Genomic DNA, 20,252 nt, shown 5'->3' on the forward strand with positions numbered 1-20,252 from the left:
GTGCCCATGCCTGCGCCGGCCCACCCTCATCACCTTCACCTGACCCTCGCCAATGGCTTGCGGGTTTCCTTGCAACATGCGCCACGTCTCAAACGTTGCGCCGCCGTTTTGCGCGTAGCCGCGGGCAGCCATGACGTGCCGCTGGCGTGGCCGGGGTTGGCGCATTTCCTCGAACATCTGCTGTTCCTGGGCACCGAGCGTTTTCCCACGAACGAAGGGTTGATGGCCTACGTGCAACGTCATGGGGGTCAGATCAATGCCAGCACCCGTGAGCGCACCACGGAGTTTTTCTTTGAGCTGCCCGTTGCACTGTTTGCCGGTGGATTGGAGCGTTTGGCTGACATGCTGAGCCACCCGCGCCTGGCGCTGGAGGACCAGTTGCGTGAGCGCGAGGTGCTGCACGCCGAGTTTGTCGCCTGGTCCCAGGATGCCAAGGCGCAGCAGCAGGTCGCGTTGCTGGAAGGGCTGGCGGCGGATCATCCGCTGCGGGGTTTCCATGTAGGCAACCGCGACAGCCTGCCGGTGGAGCGTGAGGCATTTCAGCAGGCGTTGCAGGAATTCCACACGCAGTTCTATCAGAGCGGGCAGATGACCTTGAGCCTGGCGGGTCCGCAATCACTGGAAGCGCTGGAAGCCTTGGCACAGCCGTTCAGCGAGCAACTCATCTCAGGACCGCTACGCCCACAATCCGCTCCACCGGCATTGATGCAGGGCGATGCGCGGAGCTATCAGCACACCACCCACCATCACCTGCACCACGTCATCGCCTGCAATGCGCCACGGGAAGCACTGGCGTTTCTCTGCACCTGGCTTAACGCCTCGGCACCCGGCGGATTGCTGGCTGAATTGAAGACGCGGCAACTGGCGGCTGCCCTGCAGGCGTCTGTGATTTATGACTTCGCCGGGCAGGCTGTGTTGGATATCGGCTTCACCACCCAAAGCGAATCGGCTACGCAAATCGAGGCGTTGCTGCACGACTGGTTGAGCTTTTTCGCACACAGCGACTGGACCTCACTGCGGGAAGAGTTTGCGCTGCTGGCCGCGCGTCAACAGCAGGTCCAAGGCGCCCTGGCCTTGGCCCGAAACGACAGTCAAGACCTATCGGAACAGGACGTTGTCGCCCTCAAGGCCCTGCTTGGTTCGCTGCACCTGCCGCCCTCCGAGCACTCATGGCAACTGCCACCGAACAACCCATTCCTACGCCCATCGGTCAAGGAAGAACGCGCCGGCCTGATTCGCGGCCAGACCAGCGCTCACCGGGGCTTGCGCACCTTTGCGCAGGATCGCTCCCGCGGACGTAAGGAAGTGTCGGCGCTGGCATTCAGCCAGGCATTGGCAGGCGACGGTGATGAGGGTGCGCTGTATCTGCAATGGCGATCAGCCCCCTCCGGCCTGGAAAACGCTTTGCAGCCGTTGCGCGAGCATGCCCGTCAGGCGGGCGTCGAATTGTCGTTCGAAAGCCTGGGCCAAGACTGGCAGGTGAAAATGATTGGGCTGCAGGAGCCCATGCCGGCCGTGCTGGACGCGTTGGCGCAAAGCCTGAATCAACCGCAAGAAGCCCCACCCGCCTTACCGCCGATGATCGCCATCCGTGAATTGCTCAAGGCGCTCCCCGCGTGCTGCAACGGTCACAATCCCGAATCGGCATCCTGGCCTACTTCGCGCTGGCACGGCCTGGGACTGGGTTTCTCGGCAACGCATGAAGCCGCGATCAAGACCGCAGCGGTCCGTCTGCCAGGGCAGCCTGCACACCTTGATCATGTTCTGCCCTCTCTCAGCGGCCAGCGTATCTGGCATGAGATTAAAACCGACGCTAATGAAGCCGCACTGCTGCTGTTTTGCCCAACGCCAAGTCAGTCCCTGGCGGATGAAGCCGCCTGGCGACTGCTTGGCCATCTGCTCCAAGGCCCGCTCTACCAGCGCCTGCGCGTCGAGTTGCAAATCGGCTACGCCGTGTTCAGCGGCATCCGACAGATCAATGGCCAGACCGGCCTGCTATTCGGCGTGCAATCCCCCAGCGTGTCGTTGGAAGGCATCGTTGATCACCTGCACGTATTCCTGAAACAACTGCCAGCGCTGATCGATAGCAGCGCCGACTTGGGCAACATGGCTTTGGCACAGCAATTCTCAGCGCAGGAACTGCCCAGCGCCCAAGCCGCCGAATTGTTGTGGCACGCCCATCTGGCGGGCCACTCGTCGGGCCACCTGGCTGACCTTCAATCCCACATCCAAACCTATACCCGCGAAGCGTTACAGCTAGCCGCCCAGCAATTGAACGACGCCGCAGGCGGCTGGCGCTGCGTGGCCAACGGCCCGCGTATCTCGAAAATCTGGCAAGCGGCAGACTGATCATTGCCGCCCCTGCAAAAGGCTTTTTCCACCAAGACAGCGCTAACTTGAAAAGAATTGCGTAACATTCCTACGCACACATCTGAACATCTCCGACTGGAGGTGGACTATATGTATTACTTGGTAGTAAACGTCCCATCCCTTCGTAGGAGTAAGAATATGACCTGGTCCAAACCTGCTTACACTGATCTGCGCATCGGTTTCGAAGTCACCATGTACTTCGCCAGCCGTTAATCCGCTGGGTAATACAACGCCTCGGTTCGCCCGGGGCGTTTTTGTTTTGAGCTTGATGGAGCTGCCATGTTTGTCCAGATTCTAGGTTCCGCCGCCGGCGGTGGGTTCCCGCAGTGGAACTGCAACTGCGTGAACTGCGCGGGTTTTCGTGATGGCAGCCTGCGGGCCCAAGCGCGTACCCAGTCGTCCATCGCGATCTCCGACGATGGTGTGAACTGGGTCCTGTGCAACGCCTCGCCGGATACCCGTGCGCAACTCCAGGGCTTTGCACCGATGCAACCCGGCCGCGCCCTGCGCGACACCGGCATCAGCGCAATCATCCTGATGGACAGCCAGATCGACCACACCACCGGCCTGTTGAGCCTGCGCGAAGGCTGCCCGCACCAAGTGTGGTGCACCGACATGGTCCATGAAGACCTGAGCACCGGCTTCCCGCTGTTCACCATGCTCACCCACTGGAACGGCGGCCTGGCCTGGAACCGCATTGAGCTGGACGCCAGCTTCACCATCCCGGCCTGCCCCAACCTGCGCTTCACCCCACTGCCACTGCGCAGCGCCGCACCGCCCTACTCGCCGCACCGCTTTGACCCGCACCCTGGCGACAACATCGGCCTGATCGTCGAAGACTTGCGCACCGGCGGCAAACTGTTCTACGCGCCGGGGCTGGGCAAGGTCGACGCGCCATTGCTGGAGATCATGGCCGGCAGCGACTGCCTGCTGGTGGACGGCACGATGTGGGACGACGACGAAATGCAACGCCGTGGCGTGGGCACCCGCACTGGCCGCGAAATGGGCCACCTGGCGCAAAACGGCCCCGGCGGCATGCTGGAAGTGCTGGAGCAATTGCCCGAGCAGCGCAAAGTGCTTATCCACATCAACAACACCAACCCGATCCTCGATGAAGACTCCCCCGAGCGAGCGGAACTGGTGCGACGCAATGTCGAAGTGGCTTACGACGGCATGAGCATTGAATTGTAGGAGCGACCGACATGACTGACACGCCATTGACCACCACCGAATTCGAAGCCGCCCTGCGTGCCAAGGGCGCCTTCTACCATATCCATCACCCGTACCACGTGGCGATGTACGAAGGCCGCGCGACCCGCGAGCAGATCCAGGGCTGGGTCGCCAACCGTTTCTACTATCAGGTGAACATCCCCCTGAAAGACGCCGCGATCCTGGCCAACTGCCCGGACCGCGAGATACGCCGCGAGTGGATCCAGCGCTTGCTCGACCATGATGGCGCCCCCGGTGAAGACGGTGGTATCGAAGCCTGGCTGCGCCTGGGCCAGGCTGTGGGCCTCGACCCGGACCAACTGCGTTCGCAGGAATTGGTACTGCCCGGCGTACGATTCGCGGTAGACGCCTATGTCAACTTCGCCCGCCGCGCCAGTTGGCAGGAAGCCGCCAGTAGCTCGCTGACCGAATTGTTCGCGCCGCAAATCCACCAATCGCGCCTCGACAGCTGGCCGCAGCATTACCCGTGGATCGACCCGGCCGGTTATGAATATTTCCGCACCCGCTTGGGCCAGGCCCGTCGTGATGTGGAGCACGGCTTGGCGATCACGTTGCAGCACTACACCACCCGTGAAGGCCAGGAACGCATGCTGGAAATTCTCCAGTTCAAACTGGATATTTTGTGGAGCATGCTGGACGCCATGAGCATGGCCTACGAACTCAAACGCCCGCCGTATCACAGCGTGACCGACCAACGGGTGTGGCATAAAGGGATCCCCCTATGAGCTTTGATCGCAGCAAGAAACCCACCTGGCGCCAGGGCTATCGCTACCAGTACGAGCCCGCGCAAAAAGGCCATGTACTGCTTTATCCCGAGGGCATGATCAAGCTCAACGACAGCGCTGCGCTGATCGGTGGTTTGATCGACGGCGAGCGCGACGTGGCGGCGATCATCGCTGAGCTGGATAAACAGTTCCCCGGCGTGCCAGAACTCGGTAAAGACATCGAGGATTTCATGGAGGTCGCCCGTGCAGAGCACTGGATTACCCTTGTCTGAAAAACCGCCGGTTGGCTTGCCGCTGTGGCTACTGGCCGAGCTGACCTACCGCTGCCCGTTGCAATGCCCGTACTGCTCCAACCCGTTGGACTTTGCCGAGCAGGGCAAGGAGCTGAGTACCGAGCAATGGTTCAAGGTGTTTCGCGAAGCCCGCGAGATGGGGGCCGCACAATTGGGGTTTTCCGGCGGTGAGCCGTTGGTGCGTCAAGACTTGGCCGAGCTGATCGCCGAAGCGCGCAGGCTGGGGTTCTACACCAACCTGATCACCTCCGGCATCGGCCTGACCGAACAGAAAATCAGCGACTTCAAGAAAGCCGGCCTCGACCATATCCAAATCAGCTTCCAGGCCAGCGACGAACAGGTGAACAACCTGCTGGCCGGCTCGAAAAAAGCCTTCGCGCAAAAGCTGGAAATGGCCCGCGCAGTGAAGGCTCACGGTTACCCGATGGTGCTGAATTTCGTCACTCATCGGCACAATATCGACAAGATCGACCGCATCATCGAGCTGTGTATTGCGCTGGAAGCGGACTTCGTCGAACTCGCCACCTGCCAGTTCTACGGTTGGGCCCAGCTCAATCGTGTCGGGCTGTTGCCGACTCAGGCACAACTGGTGCGCGCCGAACGCATCACCAACGAATACCGCGCCAAACTGGAAGCCGAAGGTCACCCGTGCAAGTTGATTTTCGTCACCCCGGATTACTACGAGGAACGCCCGAAAGCCTGCATGAACGGCTGGGGCAGTATCTTTCTGACAGTGACCCCGGACGGTACCGCCCTGCCCTGTCACGGCGCCCGACAGATGCCGGTGCAATTTCCCAACGTGCGCGACCACAGCATGCAGCACATCTGGTACGACTCGTTCGGCTTCAACCGCTTTCGCGGCTACGACTGGATGCCCGAGCCATGCCGGTCATGCGATGAAAAGGAAAAGGACTTCGGCGGCTGCCGATGCCAGGCCTTCATGCTCACGGGGGACGCGAGCAATGCCGACCCGGTGTGCAGCAAGTCCGAGCAGCACGGCATCATCCTGCAAGCGCGGGAAGAAGCCGAACACGCCACCCAGACCATCGAGCAGTTGGCCTTTCGCAACGAGCGCAACTCACGGCTCATCGCAAAAGGCTGACGGCCTCAGCGCTTGGCGATGATGTACACCGCATGCACGATGCCAGGGATGTAGCCGCACAGGGTCAGCAGGATATTCAGCCAGAACGCGCCAGCGAAACCCACTTGCAGGAACACACCCAGTGGCGGCAACAGAATGGCGATGATGATACGAATGAAATCCATGGGGTCAGCTCCAGAAAATCGGCTCGTGTGAGCCGTGTAGCTAATCGACCTTGGGCGTTCGTGAGGGTTCAGTGGGATCTGGCGTTGGGCCACTGTCAGGCGAGAATCTCCAAGCCGTGCTTCTTCACGATGCTCAGCAACTTGAGCGCCATGCCGCTGGGTTGCTTCTCGCCGGACTCCCACTTTTTCACGGTGGATGCGCTGGTGTTCAGGTAGCGGGCGAACACAGGTCTGTTCACATGGCATCGCTCGCGCAGTTCCTTGATTCGCTCGGCAGACATCTGCAACGGGATGGGCGTGAGACACGCTTCATCGAACTCACGAAGCATGTTTTTATTGATGGCGCCAATTGCGTAAAGCGCCAAGGCGGACTGGTGGATGGACTCCATTGCTTCACTTACATATTTGTTGGTCATGATGCACTCCCTCAATATGCCGTCTTAGACCCGTGACAGCTGTGGTATGCACTAGGTAAAGAGTACAAAAGCGTGCTCCACTCGCTGCGACCACTCCCTAAAGAGTCAGCAAAAAAACATCTTTTTCAGCGACGTTCAAGCGCCCTTTTCAATCCAAAGGTTTCACGCCCAAAAAAACGCCCCCAGCCAAAAGAATCAGGCCGGAGGCGCCGCGTAGACCGCGAGACGGTTCAGAAATAGGGGGTTAAACGGCGATGCCCTTACGGCATTGCAGTTGGGCGGTGCGCACGCGGGAGAAGGCGCGGGCCAGACGCAGGAGCATTTCGTCGATGTTGCTTTTGCTCACGGTCAGAGCCGGGGTGAAGCGCAGGCAGTTGGGTTGCGGGGCATTGAGGATCAGGCCTTCGTGCAACGCTGCCTTTACGACAGCCTCCGCAGAATCTTCCGACAACGTCAGGCCCCACATCAGGCCGTGGCCACGCAGTTGACCGTGGTCGTAGCGGTAGGCCAGGCGGGCAAGACCTTCGCCCAGGTACACGCCGGACTCACCCACGTGATCCATAAAGCCGTGCTCCAGCACGGCATCGAGCACCGCCAGCCCGGCCGATGCCATCAGTGCGTTACCGTGGTGAGTACCGTCCAACTCGCCCACGTCGAAACAACAGGCTTTGCCCCGCGCCATTAGCGCTGCAAGGGGCACCCCTCCGCCCAGGCCTTTGCCGAGGGTGATGATGTCGGCACGTACGCCGTATTGCTGCTCGGCGAGCAAGGTGCCGCAGCGGCCCATGCCGGTTTGCACTTCGTCGAGGATCAGCAGGATCCCCAGTTCATGGCACAAGCGCTCAACGCCTTTGAGGTAATGCTCGGTCGCAGGGATGACGCCCGCTTCGCCCTGGATCGGTTCGAGCAGGATGGCGACGGTTTGCGCATCGACGGCCGCATGCAGCGCCGGCAGGTCGTTGAAGGGCACATGGCTGAAACCGGGCAATTGCGGTTCGAAACGGTTTTCTGGACCACCCGCCGACGCCGACATCGCTGCAAAACTGCGGCCATGGCAACCGGCGCTGGCACTGATGATGCGATAGGCCCCCCCGCGATGCAGCTGGCCCCATTTGCGCGCCAACTTGATCGCGGCTTCAACGGCTTCAGCGCCGCTGTTGAGCAGGTATGCCTGATCGCTGCCGGTGCGATGGCACAGGCGCTCAGCGAGGTTGAGTTGAGCGCGGTTATGCAGGCCGTTGCCGGGGTTGATCAGCGCCTGGGTCTGGTCCGTCAGCGCCTTGATCAGCACCTGAGGGCTGTGGCCGAGGCTGTTGGCCGCGTTGCCCTGGCTGAAATCCAGGTAGGCACGGTCCTCGCTGTCCCACAGCCAGGAGCCTTGTCCGCGTACGAAAACTTGCGCAGGGCGGGCAACGGAGGGCATCAGGGAGTCGCTGGAAGAAGTATCGCCGGGCGCTTCGAAAATCAAATCGTCCAGGCTCGGTGCGGGGCGACGAAACAGATTCATAGCTGGCCCCCAATAGCAACCGGACCTTGGTCGGTGCGATATGCCTGTGCTGCCTTGAGGTTTTTTGCCTTGCCTATGTAAACGCTATCAACATAAACGCTGTTCATTGCCTGATCCGGCCCTGTAAGCCCTGCGAATAGGCGCTAGACTAGGCGCCTCAAGGGCCAACAGCCATTTCGTTTTTCCAGCTTTTTCGATAAGTAAGTCTTATGGATTTCAAGCAACTGCGTTATTTCGTCGCGGTGTATGAGGAAGGCCACGTAGGCCGTGCCGCCGAGCGTCTGTCTATCTCCCAACCTGCGCTGTCCCAGCAGATTCGCCAACTGGAACAGAACCTGGATGTGAGCCTGTTCGAACGCAGCAGCAAGCGCCTGCTGCCGACACTGGCGGCGCACACGCTGTACAACCACGCGCTGCCATTGATCGACGGCATGCAACAAGCGGTTGAAGCCTTGCGCAACTTCAAGGGCCAGGCGATGCGCACCTTGGCCATCGGCGTGCTGCAAACCGTGCACACCAGCCTGGTGCCGCAGATGCTTGAGCGCGTGCGCAAGGCCCAGCCACATCTGGTGGTGCAGATCTACGAATTGACCGGGCTTGAGATCGAGCGCCGACTGCTCAACGGCTCGCTGGATATCGGCATCAGCTACTTGCCGCCGCGCCAGCCGGGACTGCATGGCGTGTTGCTGTATGAAGATGAACTGAAAGTCGTCATCCCCGAGGATCACCCCTTGCGGGAATTCAAGAAAGTCTCGCTGAAGCAGGCGGCCGAATTGCCGATGTTGCTGCTAGGGGAAGAGTTCCAGGTCCGGCAGATCTGGCAAGGACAGCTGTCCAACCTCGGAAGGCGCCCACAAGTACAGGCGGAACTGAACACCATGGTGGGGATTCTCGACAGCCTGCCCCACACAAAACTGGCGACGGTGCTGCCGGGCCGCTCTCAGGACGAACACAACAGCCAGTCGCTGCTGTGGAAACCCTTGAGTGAACCCAGGGTGCCGCTGAAAGTCGGCCTGGTGTGCCGCGATGTGCAGCGCCAGCAAGCGACGGTGGCGTTGCTGCGCACCCTGCTGGAAGACGTGATGAACGCCCCGCAGGCACAGCCTTGAACTCAAGGGGCTGACTTTTTCGCGGGCAAAAGAAAACCCCGCCGAAGCGGGGCTTTGCAGACTGTTTCCCTGACATCCATTTCACTCCGCCTTCCTGGCAGAATCCTACGTGTCCGTGTTGTTGCTTTGCGCTTCCTGCGCGACGTCCATGTGAAGTAGATTATCCGTGGATCCAATCTGGCGATAGAGGACGATTAGCAGCACGTCATGTAAGAGAATGCTTACACGCCCTCCAAGCCCTTAGAATTGGGCCTCGTCCAGCAGGAACAGCGATTCGCTACCGGCTTTTACCGACGCACTCAGCGAATGGATACGTGGCAACAGGCGCGCAAAGTAGAAGCGCGCAGTGCCCAATTTGCTGGCGTAGAAGTCTTCTTCAGACTCCTTGCCCAGCGCAGCCTTGGCCATGCGCGCCCACATGTAGGCGTAGGCCATGTAGCCAAAGGCGTGCAAATACTCCACCGACGCCGCGCCGATTTCATTCGGGTTGGTCTTGGCGCGGTCCAGCACCCAGGCGGTCAACTCATCCAGGTTATCCACTGCTGCGCCCAGCGGCTTGGTGAACTCCGTCAACTCGGCACCCGCCGAGGCAATGAACGCGCGGATCTCATCGGCAAACAGGGTGTAGAACGCCCCGCCGCTGCCGACAATCTTGCGCCCCATCAAGTCCAGTGCCTGGATGCCGTTGGTGCCTTCGTAGATCTGAGTGATGCGCACATCACGCACCAGTTGCTCCTGGCCCCACTCGCGAATGTAGCCATGGCCGCCGAACACCTGTTGGCCGAGCACAGTGGTTTCCAGGCCCAGGTCGCTCAAGAACGCCTTGGCTACCGGGGTCAACAGCGCGACGAGGTTATCGGCACGCTCACGCGCAGCAGCGTCGTCGCTGAACTTGGCGATGTCCAGCTGCGTCGCCACATAGGTGGAGAACGCCCGGCCACCTTCGTTCGCGGCCTTCATGGTCAGCAACATGCGGCGTACGTCGGGGTGCACGATGATCGGGTCGGCCACTTTGTCTTTGTGCTGAGCCCCGGTTGGCGCACGGCTTTGCACGCGGTCGCGCGCATAGTCGATGGCGTTCTGGTAGGAACGCTCGCCGGATGCCAGGCCCTGGATGCCTACACCCAGGCGCTCGTAGTTCATCATGGTGAACATCGCCGCCAAGCCCCGGTTCGGTTCGCCCACCAGGTAACCCACGGCCTCGTCGAAGTTCATCACGCAGGTCGCCGACGCCTGGATCCCCATCTTGTGCTCGATGGAACCACAACTCACGGTGTTACGTGTGCCCAGGCTGCCGTCGGCATTGACCATGAACTTCGGCACCAGGAACAGTGAGATGCCCTTGGGACCGGCCGGTGCGTCCGGCAGCTTGGCCAGCACCAAGTGGATGATGTTGTCGGTGAGGTCGTGTTCACCGCCGGTGATAAAGATCTTGGTGCCGCTGACTTTGTAGGAGCCGTCCGCCTGTGGCTCGGCCTTGGTGCGGATAATCCCCAGGTCAGTACCGGCATGGGCCTCGGTCAGGCACATGGAGCCAGCCCATTCGCCGGAATACATCTTCGGCAGATAAGCGGCTTTCAGTGCTTCGCTGGCGTGGGTGTTGATCGACACGCAGGCGCCGGAAGTCAGCATCGGGTACAAACCGAACGCCAGGCTCGACGAGTTGATCATCTCTTCAACCTGAGCCGACACCGCCTTGGGCATGCCCATGCCGCCAAACATCGGGTCACCACCTACACCCACCCAGCCGCCTTCGGCATAGGTTTTGTAGGCCTGTGGAAAACCATCCGGCGTAAACACTGCGGTATTGTCCCAGCGGCAACCCTGTTCATCGCCACCGCGGCTGAGCGGGGCGATGGATTTGGCGGTGACTTTGCCGGCTTCTTCGAGGATGGCCTCTACGGTTTCGGCGTCAACGGTGTCTGCCAATGCCGGCAATTGGGCCCAGGTGGTGGCGACCTCAAAGACTTCGTTGAGGACGAAGCGCATATCACGCAGCGGCGCTTTGTAATCAGCCATGGCAAACCTCGTGAGAACGTGGAAAGTAATTCGGTAAGAGTCGGTTTTACAGGCTCAGAGTGTACCCGAACAACTTTTCAGACACATAGGGTCCACTTGTGACTGATCGGTATTTTTAAGTCACTACAGCGCAAATGCCTCCGCAGGCAGACTCATCAGGCATTCGCTGCCCGCTTCCACCGCAGCGCGGTGGGTGGCGGTACGTGGCAGCAGGCGCTTGAAATAGAAGTCGCAGGTCGCGAGCTTGGCCTTGGAGAAATCCGAGTCCGGTTGCTCAAGGGCAGCCATCGCCATGCGCAACCACAGATACGCGAGGATCACGTAGCCGCTGTACATCAAGTAATCCACGGCCGCCGCCCCCACTTCATCGGGGTTCTTCATCGCGGCCATGCCGACTTTGGTGGTCAGTTCGCCCCATTCACCGTTCAGTTGGTTGAGTTGCGCCACATAGGCCCTGAGTTGCGGGTGCTCGGCATTCGCCGCGCAGAACTTATGCACGATCTTGGTAAAGCCACGCAGCAACTTGCCCTGGCTGCCCAATACCTTGCGCCCCAGCAGGTCGAGGGCCTGGATGCCGTTGGTGCCTTCATAGATCGGCGCAATCCGTGCGTCGCGGGCCAGTTGCTCCATGCCCCACTCGCGGATGTAGCCGTGACCGCCGAAGACCTGCATGCCGTGGTTGGTCACCTCAAGGCCGGTGTCGGTCATGAAGGCTTTGCAGATGGGTGTGAGGAACGCCAGCAGGTCTTCAGCGTCCTGGCGCTGGGTGGCGTCGTTGCTCAGGTGCGCGGTGTCGAGCAACTGTGCGGTGAAGTAGGTCAGTGCGCGATTGCCTTCGTTGAAGGCCTTCATGGTCAGCAGCATGCGGCGCACATCGGGATGCACGATGATTGGGTCGGCGGCTTTATCCGGGGACTTGGCACCGGTCAGCGAGCGCATCTGCAGGCGGTCGTTGGCGTATTTGATCGCGCCCTGGAAGCTCGCCTCACCATTGCACAGGCCCTGCATCCCCGTGCCCAGGCGCGCGTGGTTCATCATGGTGAACATGCAGTTGAGGCCTTTGTTCGCCTCACCAATCAAAAAGCCCTTGGCGCCGTCGAAGTTCAACACGCAGGTGGCCGAGCCCTTGATGCCCATCTTGTGCTCGATGGAGCCGCAGTGCACCGCGTTACGCTCACCCGAGTCCGCATGGAACTTGGGCACGATAAACAGCGAGATGCCCTTGGTGCCCGCCGGTGCGTCCGGCAGTTTGGCCAAGACCAAGTGGATAATGTTGGCGCTCATGTCGTGCTCGCCGGCCGAGATGAAGATCTTGCTGCCGGTGACCGCATAGCTGCCGTCCGCCTGGGGCACGGCGCGGGTCTTGATCAGGCCCAGGTCGGTGCCGCAATGGGCTTCGGTGAGGCACATGGTGCCGGTCCATTCGCCGGCGGTGAGTTTGCTGAGGAACGTGTCTTTCTGCTCGGCGGTGCCGTGGGCGTGGATCGCCGACATCGCGCCGTGGGTCAGCCCTGGGTACATGCCCCAGGAGGTGTTGCTGGAGCCGATCATCTCGCTGAGCACCAGGCCCAGCGACGACGGCAAGCCCTGGCCGCCGTAGGCCGGGTCTGCCGCCACGCCGTGCCAGCCACCCTCCACGTACTGGGCGAAGGCTTCCTTGAAACCCTTGGGCGTAGTGACGACGCCATTGTCGAAATGGCAGCCTTCTTCGTCGCCGCTGCGGTTGAGCGGCGCGAGTACGTTTTCGCAGAATTTGGCGCCTTCTTCGAGAATCGCGCTGACCATGTCCGGGCTGGCATCGGTCGCGCCCAAGGCGGCGTAATGGCCGTGGAAATCAAACACGTTGTCGATCAGAAAACGCATGTCACGAAGGGGGGCTTTGTAGTCAGGCATGGCAATGTCTCCGTCAGCAGATGGTTTCAACCTACTGCCGGGCATTGCCTCGGACAATCACTGTAGCGCTGCTGAATACAGCGCCATCACTCAACCGGCAGCGCCCTCTGTGCGCACCGCGCCACGACGGGTTTGCCCGGCGGCGACCACACAGTTGCGTCCGGCGCCCTTGGCGGCGTACAGCGCCTGGTCGGCGGATTTGAGCACCTCTTCGGGCGTGCGCTGCTCGGCCTGGCGCTCGGCCACGCCGATGCTGATGGTCACCGAAACGCTCGATGCACCGCTGCCCGCACGGCGCTGACGGCCTTGGTGGTCGTCCTGAGGGCGGTCCGAATTGCGCAGCTTGATATCATAGTCCGCGATGATCTCGCGGATCTCCTCCAAGTGCGGCATGCATTCCTCCACCGTCTTGCCGGCGAACACTACGGCAAACTCCTCACCACCATAGCGATAAGCGCGCCCGCCACCGTTGACCTTGGACAGCTTGCTCGCCACCAGGCGCAGCACCTGGTCGCCGACATCATGGCCATGGGTGTCGTTGAAGCGCTTGAAGTGGTCGACGTCGCTCATCGCCAGCACATAGTTGCGCCCCAACCGCTGCATGCGCTCGTTCAGCGCGCGACGCCCCGGCAAGCCAGTGAGTTCATCGCGGAAAGCCATTTGATAAGCCTCATGGGCCACACCGGCGGCGATCATCAGCATCACCTGGCTGCACATGATGTTCAGGGTGAACGGCAGGATGAATGTCTGCGGCAACATCCAGAACAGCCCCAGCAAACCCACCAGTTGCGCCGCGTGCAGAGGGCGCGGCTGATACCAGTACTGCGCCGCCAGGGTCAGGAAGCCGATCAGGAACATCGGGTATGACAGCTGGATCAGGCTCATCCAGCTGCCATGCAGCGCCGGCCAGCGAATCTCCGCCAGCCAATTGAGCACCGCCTGGGGATAACTCTGCTCCAGCGCCAAGGCCACGCTGCCGATCGCCAGCAACACCGCGCCACGGGCGACGAAGTCGCGGAACAGGTGGGTCTTCTCCTGCCATAGCGCGTAGATGCTGAACAACAACGGCAGCAACAAACAACACAGATGAAACACCACCGCCGCGTCTTCGCGCACGCGGCCGTTGTCGCGGTAAAAATCGGTCTGTGTATCCAGCAGGAAGTAGGCGATGTACACCGTGATCATCAGGAACAGTTCACGCTGACGGCGATACACCGCGCAGTACGAGCCACCGAGCAACAGCACCAGGGTCGGCAACACATTGAACAGCGACGTGAAGAAGACGTTGAGGTCCTTGACGTACGCAGCCGAGAGCCCGGCCAGCAGAAGCAGCAACGAAGGTAAAAAGTGACTGAAACGTACAGCGGACACGCGCGACAAGGGTAAAACTCCGACCCGCAAAAAAATGATGGCACTGTGCCTTTATGCCGACAGTTAAGCACAACCTGGCACGCATGTATCACATTGCCATCACTGTAACGGCAGCCAGCGGTAATCCCTGAGCGCTTTACTGTGGTTTTTTATCGCCCACAAAAAAGCCGCCGCTCCCGTGAAGGAGCGGCGGCTCTTGAAGTGAACCCGGTAAGGCTTAGTAAGCCAGGCCGAAGTCTTCTTCTTTCATGTCCATCAGGTTGTTTGCGCCCGACAGCATGGTGGCTTTATGGGCCAGGGTACGCGGCAGGATGCGCTGGAAGTAGAAGCGCGCAGTCTGCAGCTTGGCGGTGTAGAACGCCTCTTCGGTGGTACCGGCAGCCAGTTTTTCGGCCGCCAGGCGCGCCATGTCGGCCCAGAAGTAAGCCAGGCACGCGTAACCGGAGTACATCAGGTAGTCCACCGAAGCGGCACCCACTTCTTCGCGGTCTTTCATCGCGGCCATGCCGACCTTCATGGTCAACTCGCCCCACTCTTTGTTCAGTGCCGCCAGCGGTGCAACGAACTCTTTGACGGCTTCGTTGCCTTCGTTGGCCTGGCAGAACTTGTGCACGATCTTGGTGAAACCCTTGAGCGCTTCGCCCTGAGTCATCAGCACTTTACGGCCCAGCAGGTCCAGGGCCTGGATGCCGGTGGTGCCTTCGTACAGCATCGAGATGCGGCTGTCGCGAACGTTCTGCTCCATGCCCCACTCGGCGATAAAGCCGTGGCCGCCGTAGATCTGCACGCCGTGGTTGGCGGATTCAAAACCGACTTCGGTCATGAACGCTTTGGCGATCGGGGTCATGAACGCCAGCAGGCCGTCGGCTTGCTTCTTGGCTTCGTCGTCGGTGCCGTACTTGACGATGTCCACTTGCTTGGCGGTGAAGTACACCATCGCACGGTTGCCTTCGGCGAAGGCTTTCATGGTCAGCAGCATGCGGCGCACGTCAGGGTGCACGATGATTGGGTCGGCAGCTTTGTCCGGCGCTTTGGGGCCAGTCAGGGAGCGCATTTGCAGGCGGTCGCGAGCGTACTTCAGGCCGCCTTGGAAGCCGATCTCGGCGTGGGACAGGCCTTGCAGCGCGGTACCCAGGCGAGCGGTGTTCATAAAGGTGAACATGCAGTTCAGGCCTTTGTTCGCCGGGCCGATCAGGAAACCGGTGGCCGCGTCGAAGTTCATCACGCAGGTGGCGTTGCCGTGGATGCCCATCTTGTGTTCAAGGGATCCACAGGTCACGGCGTTGCGCGCACCAATCGAACCGTCGGCGTTCGGCAGGAACTTAGGCACGATGAACAGCGAGATACCTTTGGTGCCGGCCGGTGCATCCGGCAGGCGGGCCAGTACGATGTGGACGATGTTGTCGGCCATGTCGTGTTCACCGGCCGAGATGAAGATCTTGGTGCCGGAGACTTTGTAGGAACCGTCGGCCTGAGGCTCGGCCTTGGTGCGCAGCATGCCCAGGTCGGTGCCGCAGTGTGGCTCGGTCAGGCACATGGTGCCGGTCCATTCACCCGACACCAGCTTGGTCAGGTAAGCCTCTTGCTGCTCGGGAGTACCGTGCTCGGAGATGGTGTTCATCGCACCGTGGGACAGGCCAGGGTACATGCCCCACGACCAGTTGGCGGCGCCCACCATTTCGCTCACGGCCAGGCCCAGGGATTCCGGCAGGCCTTGGCCGCCGTGCTCCACGTCGTGGGCCAGGCTTGGCCAGCCGCCTTCGACGAATTGTTTGTAGGCTTCTTTGAAACCGGTTGGGGTTTTAACGCCCGACTCACTCCAGGTGCAGCCTTCGATGTCGCCCACGCGGTTCAGCGGTGCCAGTACTTGCTCGCAAAACTTGGCGCCTTCTTCAAGGATGGCGTCAACCATGTCCGGGGTAGCGTCCTGGCAAGCCGGCAGGCTCTGATAGTGCGCTTCATAGCCAAGCAGTTCGTCACGAACGAAGCGAATATCACGCAAGGGGGCCTTGTAGTCAGGCATAGCGATAAACCTCTGCTGATGTATCTGGAATGAACAACCGCGTGGAATTGTTGTGGCGGTCAAACAGGTGTTTGAAACATACGTTTACCACCTGGGGATGTCAAGCGTCGTCCGGATGCCGTTTGTCATGACGTGAATCAAAGGCGCGCACGGCGACGCCTGCGGCGGGTTGCCACAAGGAGTTCAGAAGGGAATCAAGAATTGTGCAAGCACAACCGACCTCAGTAAGAGGCCGGTGGGAGTCAGAGGGGATTAAGCGTAGGTGTCGATCAGGGTGCCGAGCATTTCATCCGAAGCCTTGGCGACTTTGGCGCCGAGCTCCACTTGGAATTTGCCTTGGGCCATTTCGACCATGTTGCTGGCCGAGTTGGACGGCTGGGCGCGGTCGTTGGCTTGCAGACGGTCGCTTTGCGCATCCGAGGGCTGGGTCGTCGCAGCGCTGGCGATTTTGCCGGCCGCCTGGTCGACACGGTTCTGCCCGGTCTGAATGCTGCTCAGGCCCGAATAAAACGCGCTGCTTCCAGAGATTTCCATGGCGTAAGCCTGCCTTTAGAGAATCGTGAATCGTGATTGAAGCAGAGTTGCCCGCAAAACGCCCGTCAAAAACACTAATGGCATAATGCCTTAGCGATAGCCAAAATCAGTCAAGCAAGTCCAGCTGCAAGTATTCCGCCACCGCTTCAGCCCCCGCCTGCTTGAGTTTCGGCACACGGCCCAGACAGGGTGCAGGCAGCCGCTCGGCCAGGGTGGCAAGGTTTTCTTCCAGACGGGAGGTCTTGGGGTCGATGATATTCGCCACCCACCCGGCCAGCTGTAAACCGTCACGGGCGATGGCTTCGGCGGTGAGCAAGGCATGACTGATGCAACCCAGGCGCACGCCCACCACCAGGATCACCGGCAGCTTGAGCGCCATGGCCAAATCCGACAGGTTCGCCTGATCGGCCAGAGGCACCCGCCAACCGCCTGCGCCTTCGATCAAGGTGAAATCTGCTTCGCGCGCCAGAATCTGCTGCATGGGCTTGAGCAAGGATTGCACGGTCAGAGAGACGCCCGCCTCCCGCGCCGCCAAATGCGGCGCGATGGCCGGTTCGAACGCCACCGGGTTGACCTCGGCATACGTCAGGGGCAACGAACATTCGGCCAGCAACGCCAGTGCATCGGCGTTGCGCAAGCCTTTGGGCGTGACCTGGCAGCCGGAAGCCACGGGTTTGCCGGCGGCAGTGCTTCTGCCGGCTTGTCGCGCTGCGTGCAGCAGGCCGGCGGCGACGGTGGTTTTGCCGACATCGGTGTCGGTGCCAGTGATGAAGTAAGCGGCGCTCATAGAGGTTTCTCCAGTACGGCGTACACCACTTGATAAGTCGCCGGCAGACCTTGGGCCTGACGGAACTGCTCGTAAGCGTTTACCAGTGCAACAATCCGCGCGCGCCCCGTCAACCCTCCCGGCCGGCCGGGGTTGAGGTTATGCGCACCGAGGGCTTTCAATTCATGGGTCAGGCTGCGTACATCCGGGTAATGCAGCACATGGGGACGGCGCTCCAGGCTCACCACCCGCAGGCCGCTGGCTGCGCACAGTTGCTGATAACCCTCAAACGTACGGAAGCGGTTGACGTGAACCAGGCCATCCGCCGCACGCCAGCTTTCGCGCAACTCTTCCAGCGTGCCCACGCACAGGCTGGCAAAAGCGAGCGTGCCACCCGGTTGCAGCACGCGGTAGGCCTCGCTGAGCACCGCCTCAAAGTTTGCGCACCACTGCACCGCGAGGGAGGAGAAAATCAGCGCCACGCTGCCAGCGTTAAGCGGCAAGCGCTCGGCATCGCCAGCGACGAAGTGCTGCGCCCCCCCCAGCGGACGCGCGTGATTGAGCATGCCTTCGGCGATGTCCAGTGCAATGCCTTGGCTGGCGGGCAAACGTTCGGCCAGCACGCGGCTGAAATAACCGGTGCCGCAGCCCATGTCCAGCCAGCGTTGCGGCGCAATGTCAGCCGGCAAGCGTGCCAGCAATTGGCTGCCCACTGCGCGCTGCAACTCGGCAACGCTGTCGTAACTGGCGGCTGCACGGGAAAAGGACGCCGCCACCTGGCGCTTGTCCGGCAAGGCGCCTGGCAGCGGGGCGTGGGATAAATCAGTCATCGACGCACTCATGCAAAAAAGCCTGGATGGCCCCCGCGACACCGTGGGGGTCCTCCAGAAGAAAAGCGTGGCCGGCCTGTTCAATCAGGCCGACTTCAACATCGGGCAGCAGTGCCAGCAGATCGCTGGCGGCTTCGGCGGGCACCAATCCGTCCAGCCCGGCGAACAGGTGCAACTGCGGACCCCGATACGCCAGCAAGGCTTCGCGGGTGTCGAGTTGGGCGAGCAGTTCGAGGCCGGGCATCAGCACACTGGAAGGGGTATTCGGCGCGCCACTGACCAGCAAGCGCGATAACCCACGCGGGTCTTCGGCGCCTTTGGCACACAACAAACCGAAGCGCTTGAGGGTCACTTGGGAGTCGGCGTGGCAACCGGCGAGAAACGCATCGAAGGTCTCGGCGGGCATCCCACTCGGCCAACCTTCATGGGCGACAAAACACGGGTTGCTCGCCAGCGTGAGCAGGCCGCAGCAACGTTCTCCACGGCGCGCCGCCAGCTCCGAAGCCAGCATGCCACCCAGCGACCAACCGCCCAGCCAGGCGTTGTCCGGCAGCGTGGCGTCGAGTTCGTCGAGCCATTCATTCAGGTCGCTGGAATCCAGTGCGGGCAACGGCTCGATCTGCACCTGCAGGTGTTCGTCCAAGCCTTGCAATGCAGCGGCCAACGGCTCCAGCGGCGATACACCGAGGCCCCAACCCGGCAGCAATATCAGTCGATCACGCATGGTCGGGCTCCGTGGCGCCTAACAAGCGGAAACATTCTTCCAATGCGTTTAACAATAGCTGCACCTGCGCCTCGGTGTGGGCCGCCGTCAAGGTCACGCGCAAACGCGCGCTACCGGCCGGCACGGTGGGTGGGCGAATGGCGGTGACCATCAGGCCGCGCTCGCGCAGCATCTGCGACAGGTGCATGGCCTTGGCGCTGTCGCCGATCAGAATCGGCTGGATCGGCGTGAAGCTGTCCATCAGGTCCAGCCCGAGCTTCTCGGCGCCGTGACGGAACTGGCGGATCAGGTCGTTGAGGTGCTCGCGTCGCCAATGTTCGGTGCGCAAAAGCTCCAGGCTTTTCAAGGTGGCACAGGCCAGTGCCGGCGGTTGGCTGGTGGTGTAGATGTACGGACGCGCGAATTGGATCAGGCTTTCGATCAGTTCTTCACTGCCCGCCACAAAAGCGCCGGCTGTGCCGAACGCCTTGCCGAGGGTGCCGACCAGTACTGGCACGTCGTCCTGGCTCAGGCCGAAGTGCTCGACGATACCGCCGCCGTTGGCACCCAATGGGCCGAAACCATGGGCATCATCCACCATCATCCAGGCGCCCTTGGCCTTGGTTTCACGGGCCAGCGCGGGCAGGTCGGCCAGGTCGCCGTCCATGCTGAACACGCCATCGGTGACCACCAGGGTATTGCCGGTGGCTTTCTCCAGGCGCTTGGCCAGGCTTGCAGGGTCGTTATGCAGGTAGCGGTTGAAACGCGCCCCCGACAGCAGGCCCGCATCCAGCAACGAGGCATGGTTGAGCCGGTCTTCCAGCACCGTATCGCCCTGCCCCACCAACGCCGTGACCGCACCGAGATTGGCCATGTAGCCGGTGGTAAACAGCAGCGCACGCGGGCGGCCGGTAAGGTCGGCCAGCGCTTCTTCCAGCTCATGGTGCGGCGTCGCATGCCCGACCACCAAGTGCGACGCACCGCCACCCACGCCCCAGCGGGACGCACCGGCGCGCCAGGCTTCAATCACTTGTGGGTGATTGGCCAGGCCCAGGTAATCGTTATTGCAGAACGCCAGCAGCGGCTTGCCGTCCACCACCACTTCCGGGCCTTGGGGGCTGTCGAGCAGCGGGCGCTGGCGATAAAGGTGTTCGGCACGGCGGGCAGCGAGGCGCGCGGAGAGATCGAAAGACATCC

Annotated in this window: 19 protein-coding genes; 7 read left to right on the top strand and 12 right to left on the bottom strand. The window is 61.3% G+C overall.

Features of this window, described 5'->3' with window-relative positions; all coding sequences use genetic code 11:
* The first annotated feature begins 6 nt into the window (after window positions 1–6).
* From pqqF to pqqE, 6 genes are all read left to right on the top strand, one after another.
* Window positions 7–2,349: a pyrroloquinoline quinone biosynthesis protein PqqF gene (gene pqqF, locus ACP7EW_RS15535; protein WP_426218170.1), complete on the top strand. Its 2,343-nt coding sequence runs from the start codon at window positions 7–9 to the stop codon at window positions 2,347–2,349.
* Between the two features lie 159 nt (window positions 2,350–2,508).
* Window positions 2,509–2,583, top strand: a complete 75-nt coding sequence (gene pqqA, locus ACP7EW_RS15540; protein ID WP_003194766.1) for a pyrroloquinoline quinone precursor peptide PqqA — start codon at window positions 2,509–2,511, stop codon at window positions 2,581–2,583.
* Between the two features lie 66 nt (window positions 2,584–2,649).
* Window positions 2,650–3,561, top strand: a complete 912-nt coding sequence (gene pqqB, locus ACP7EW_RS15545; RefSeq protein ID WP_426218173.1) for a pyrroloquinoline quinone biosynthesis protein PqqB — start codon at window positions 2,650–2,652, stop codon at window positions 3,559–3,561.
* A gap of 11 nt (window positions 3,562–3,572) precedes the next feature.
* Window positions 3,573–4,325 carry a pyrroloquinoline-quinone synthase PqqC gene (pqqC, locus tag ACP7EW_RS15550; RefSeq protein WP_038843048.1) on the top strand — a complete coding sequence of 251 codons (753 nt, stop codon included), beginning with the start codon at window positions 3,573–3,575 and terminating at the stop codon, window positions 4,323–4,325.
* Window positions 4,322–4,597: a pyrroloquinoline quinone biosynthesis peptide chaperone PqqD gene (pqqD, locus tag ACP7EW_RS15555; RefSeq protein ID WP_426218175.1), complete on the top strand. Its 276-nt coding sequence runs from the start codon at window positions 4,322–4,324 to the stop codon at window positions 4,595–4,597. Before pqqC ends, pqqD begins: the two co-directional genes overlap by 4 nt.
* Window positions 4,590–5,720, top strand: a complete 1,131-nt coding sequence (pqqE, locus tag ACP7EW_RS15560; protein ID WP_426218177.1) for a pyrroloquinoline quinone biosynthesis protein PqqE — start codon at window positions 4,590–4,592, stop codon at window positions 5,718–5,720. The genes pqqD and pqqE overlap by 8 nt, the downstream gene beginning before the upstream one ends.
* A gap of 5 nt (window positions 5,721–5,725) precedes the next feature.
* On the opposite strand, the gene ACP7EW_RS15565 is transcribed toward pqqE, so the two are convergent.
* The 3 genes from ACP7EW_RS15565 to ACP7EW_RS15575 all read right to left on the bottom strand — a co-directional run bounded on the left by ACP7EW_RS15565 (window position 5,726) and on the right by ACP7EW_RS15575 (window position 7,807).
* Complete coding sequence (locus ACP7EW_RS15565; protein ID WP_007904205.1) at window positions 5,726–5,884, bottom strand: YqaE/Pmp3 family membrane protein; 159 nt, start codon at window positions 5,882–5,884, stop codon at window positions 5,726–5,728.
* 95 nt (window positions 5,885–5,979) lie between these two features.
* Window positions 5,980–6,300 (bottom strand): helix-turn-helix domain-containing protein, encoded by a 321-nt coding sequence (locus ACP7EW_RS15570; RefSeq protein WP_426218179.1) that lies wholly within the window; start codon window positions 6,298–6,300, stop codon window positions 5,980–5,982.
* A 244-nt stretch (window positions 6,301–6,544) separates the two neighbouring features.
* On the bottom strand, window positions 6,545–7,807 hold the full coding sequence (locus ACP7EW_RS15575; protein WP_426218181.1) for an aspartate aminotransferase family protein: 1,263 nt from the start codon (window positions 7,805–7,807) through the stop codon (window positions 6,545–6,547).
* Window positions 7,808–8,016: 209 nt separating this feature from the next.
* Here ACP7EW_RS15575 and ACP7EW_RS15580 point away from each other — a divergent pair, with 209 nt between their 5' ends.
* Complete coding sequence (locus ACP7EW_RS15580) at window positions 8,017–8,916, top strand: LysR family transcriptional regulator (RefSeq protein ID WP_016977852.1); 900 nt, start codon at window positions 8,017–8,019, stop codon at window positions 8,914–8,916.
* A gap of 240 nt (window positions 8,917–9,156) precedes the next feature.
* Here the strand turns inward: ACP7EW_RS15580 and ACP7EW_RS15585 are convergent, their stop codons facing one another.
* From ACP7EW_RS15585 to bioF, 9 genes are all read right to left on the bottom strand, one after another.
* Window positions 9,157–10,935 carry an acyl-CoA dehydrogenase C-terminal domain-containing protein gene (locus ACP7EW_RS15585; protein ID WP_426218183.1) on the bottom strand — a complete coding sequence of 593 codons (1,779 nt, stop codon included), beginning with the start codon at window positions 10,933–10,935 and terminating at the stop codon, window positions 9,157–9,159.
* 123 nt (window positions 10,936–11,058) lie between these two features.
* The gene (locus tag ACP7EW_RS15590; RefSeq protein ID WP_426218185.1) at window positions 11,059–12,828 is read right to left on the bottom strand and encodes an acyl-CoA dehydrogenase C-terminal domain-containing protein; all 1,770 of its coding nucleotides are present in this window, start codon (window positions 12,826–12,828) and stop codon (window positions 11,059–11,061) included.
* 90 nt (window positions 12,829–12,918) lie between these two features.
* Window positions 12,919–14,208 (bottom strand): diguanylate cyclase, encoded by a 1,290-nt coding sequence (locus ACP7EW_RS15595; protein ID WP_133075376.1) that lies wholly within the window; start codon window positions 14,206–14,208, stop codon window positions 12,919–12,921.
* A 208-nt stretch (window positions 14,209–14,416) separates the two neighbouring features.
* On the bottom strand, window positions 14,417–16,222 hold the full coding sequence (locus tag ACP7EW_RS15600) for a phenylacyl-CoA dehydrogenase (RefSeq protein WP_016977848.1): 1,806 nt from the start codon (window positions 16,220–16,222) through the stop codon (window positions 14,417–14,419).
* A 252-nt stretch (window positions 16,223–16,474) separates the two neighbouring features.
* A complete protein-coding gene (locus ACP7EW_RS15605; RefSeq protein ID WP_016977847.1) occupies window positions 16,475–16,756 on the bottom strand; it encodes a hypothetical protein in 282 nt (93 codons plus the stop codon).
* Window positions 16,757–16,862: 106 nt separating this feature from the next.
* Window positions 16,863–17,543 carry a dethiobiotin synthase gene (gene bioD / locus ACP7EW_RS15610; RefSeq protein WP_016977846.1) on the bottom strand — a complete coding sequence of 227 codons (681 nt, stop codon included), beginning with the start codon at window positions 17,541–17,543 and terminating at the stop codon, window positions 16,863–16,865.
* The gene (gene bioC, locus ACP7EW_RS15615) at window positions 17,540–18,352 is read right to left on the bottom strand and encodes a malonyl-ACP O-methyltransferase BioC (protein WP_426218188.1); all 813 of its coding nucleotides are present in this window, start codon (window positions 18,350–18,352) and stop codon (window positions 17,540–17,542) included. The genes bioD and bioC overlap by 4 nt, the downstream gene beginning before the upstream one ends.
* Complete coding sequence (locus ACP7EW_RS15620; RefSeq protein ID WP_426218190.1) at window positions 18,345–19,076, bottom strand: alpha/beta fold hydrolase; 732 nt, start codon at window positions 19,074–19,076, stop codon at window positions 18,345–18,347. Before ACP7EW_RS15620 ends, bioC begins: the two co-directional genes overlap by 8 nt.
* Window positions 19,069–20,250 (bottom strand): 8-amino-7-oxononanoate synthase, encoded by a 1,182-nt coding sequence (gene bioF, locus ACP7EW_RS15625; RefSeq protein WP_426218192.1) that lies wholly within the window; start codon window positions 20,248–20,250, stop codon window positions 19,069–19,071. Before bioF ends, ACP7EW_RS15620 begins: the two co-directional genes overlap by 8 nt.
* Window positions 20,251–20,252 lie beyond the last annotated feature (2 nt).

The sequence above is a fragment of the Pseudomonas sp. DWRC2-2 genome (assembly GCF_049897885.1).
GTDB classification, from domain to species: Bacteria; Pseudomonadota; Gammaproteobacteria; order Pseudomonadales; family Pseudomonadaceae; genus Aquipseudomonas; species Aquipseudomonas azotoformans_A.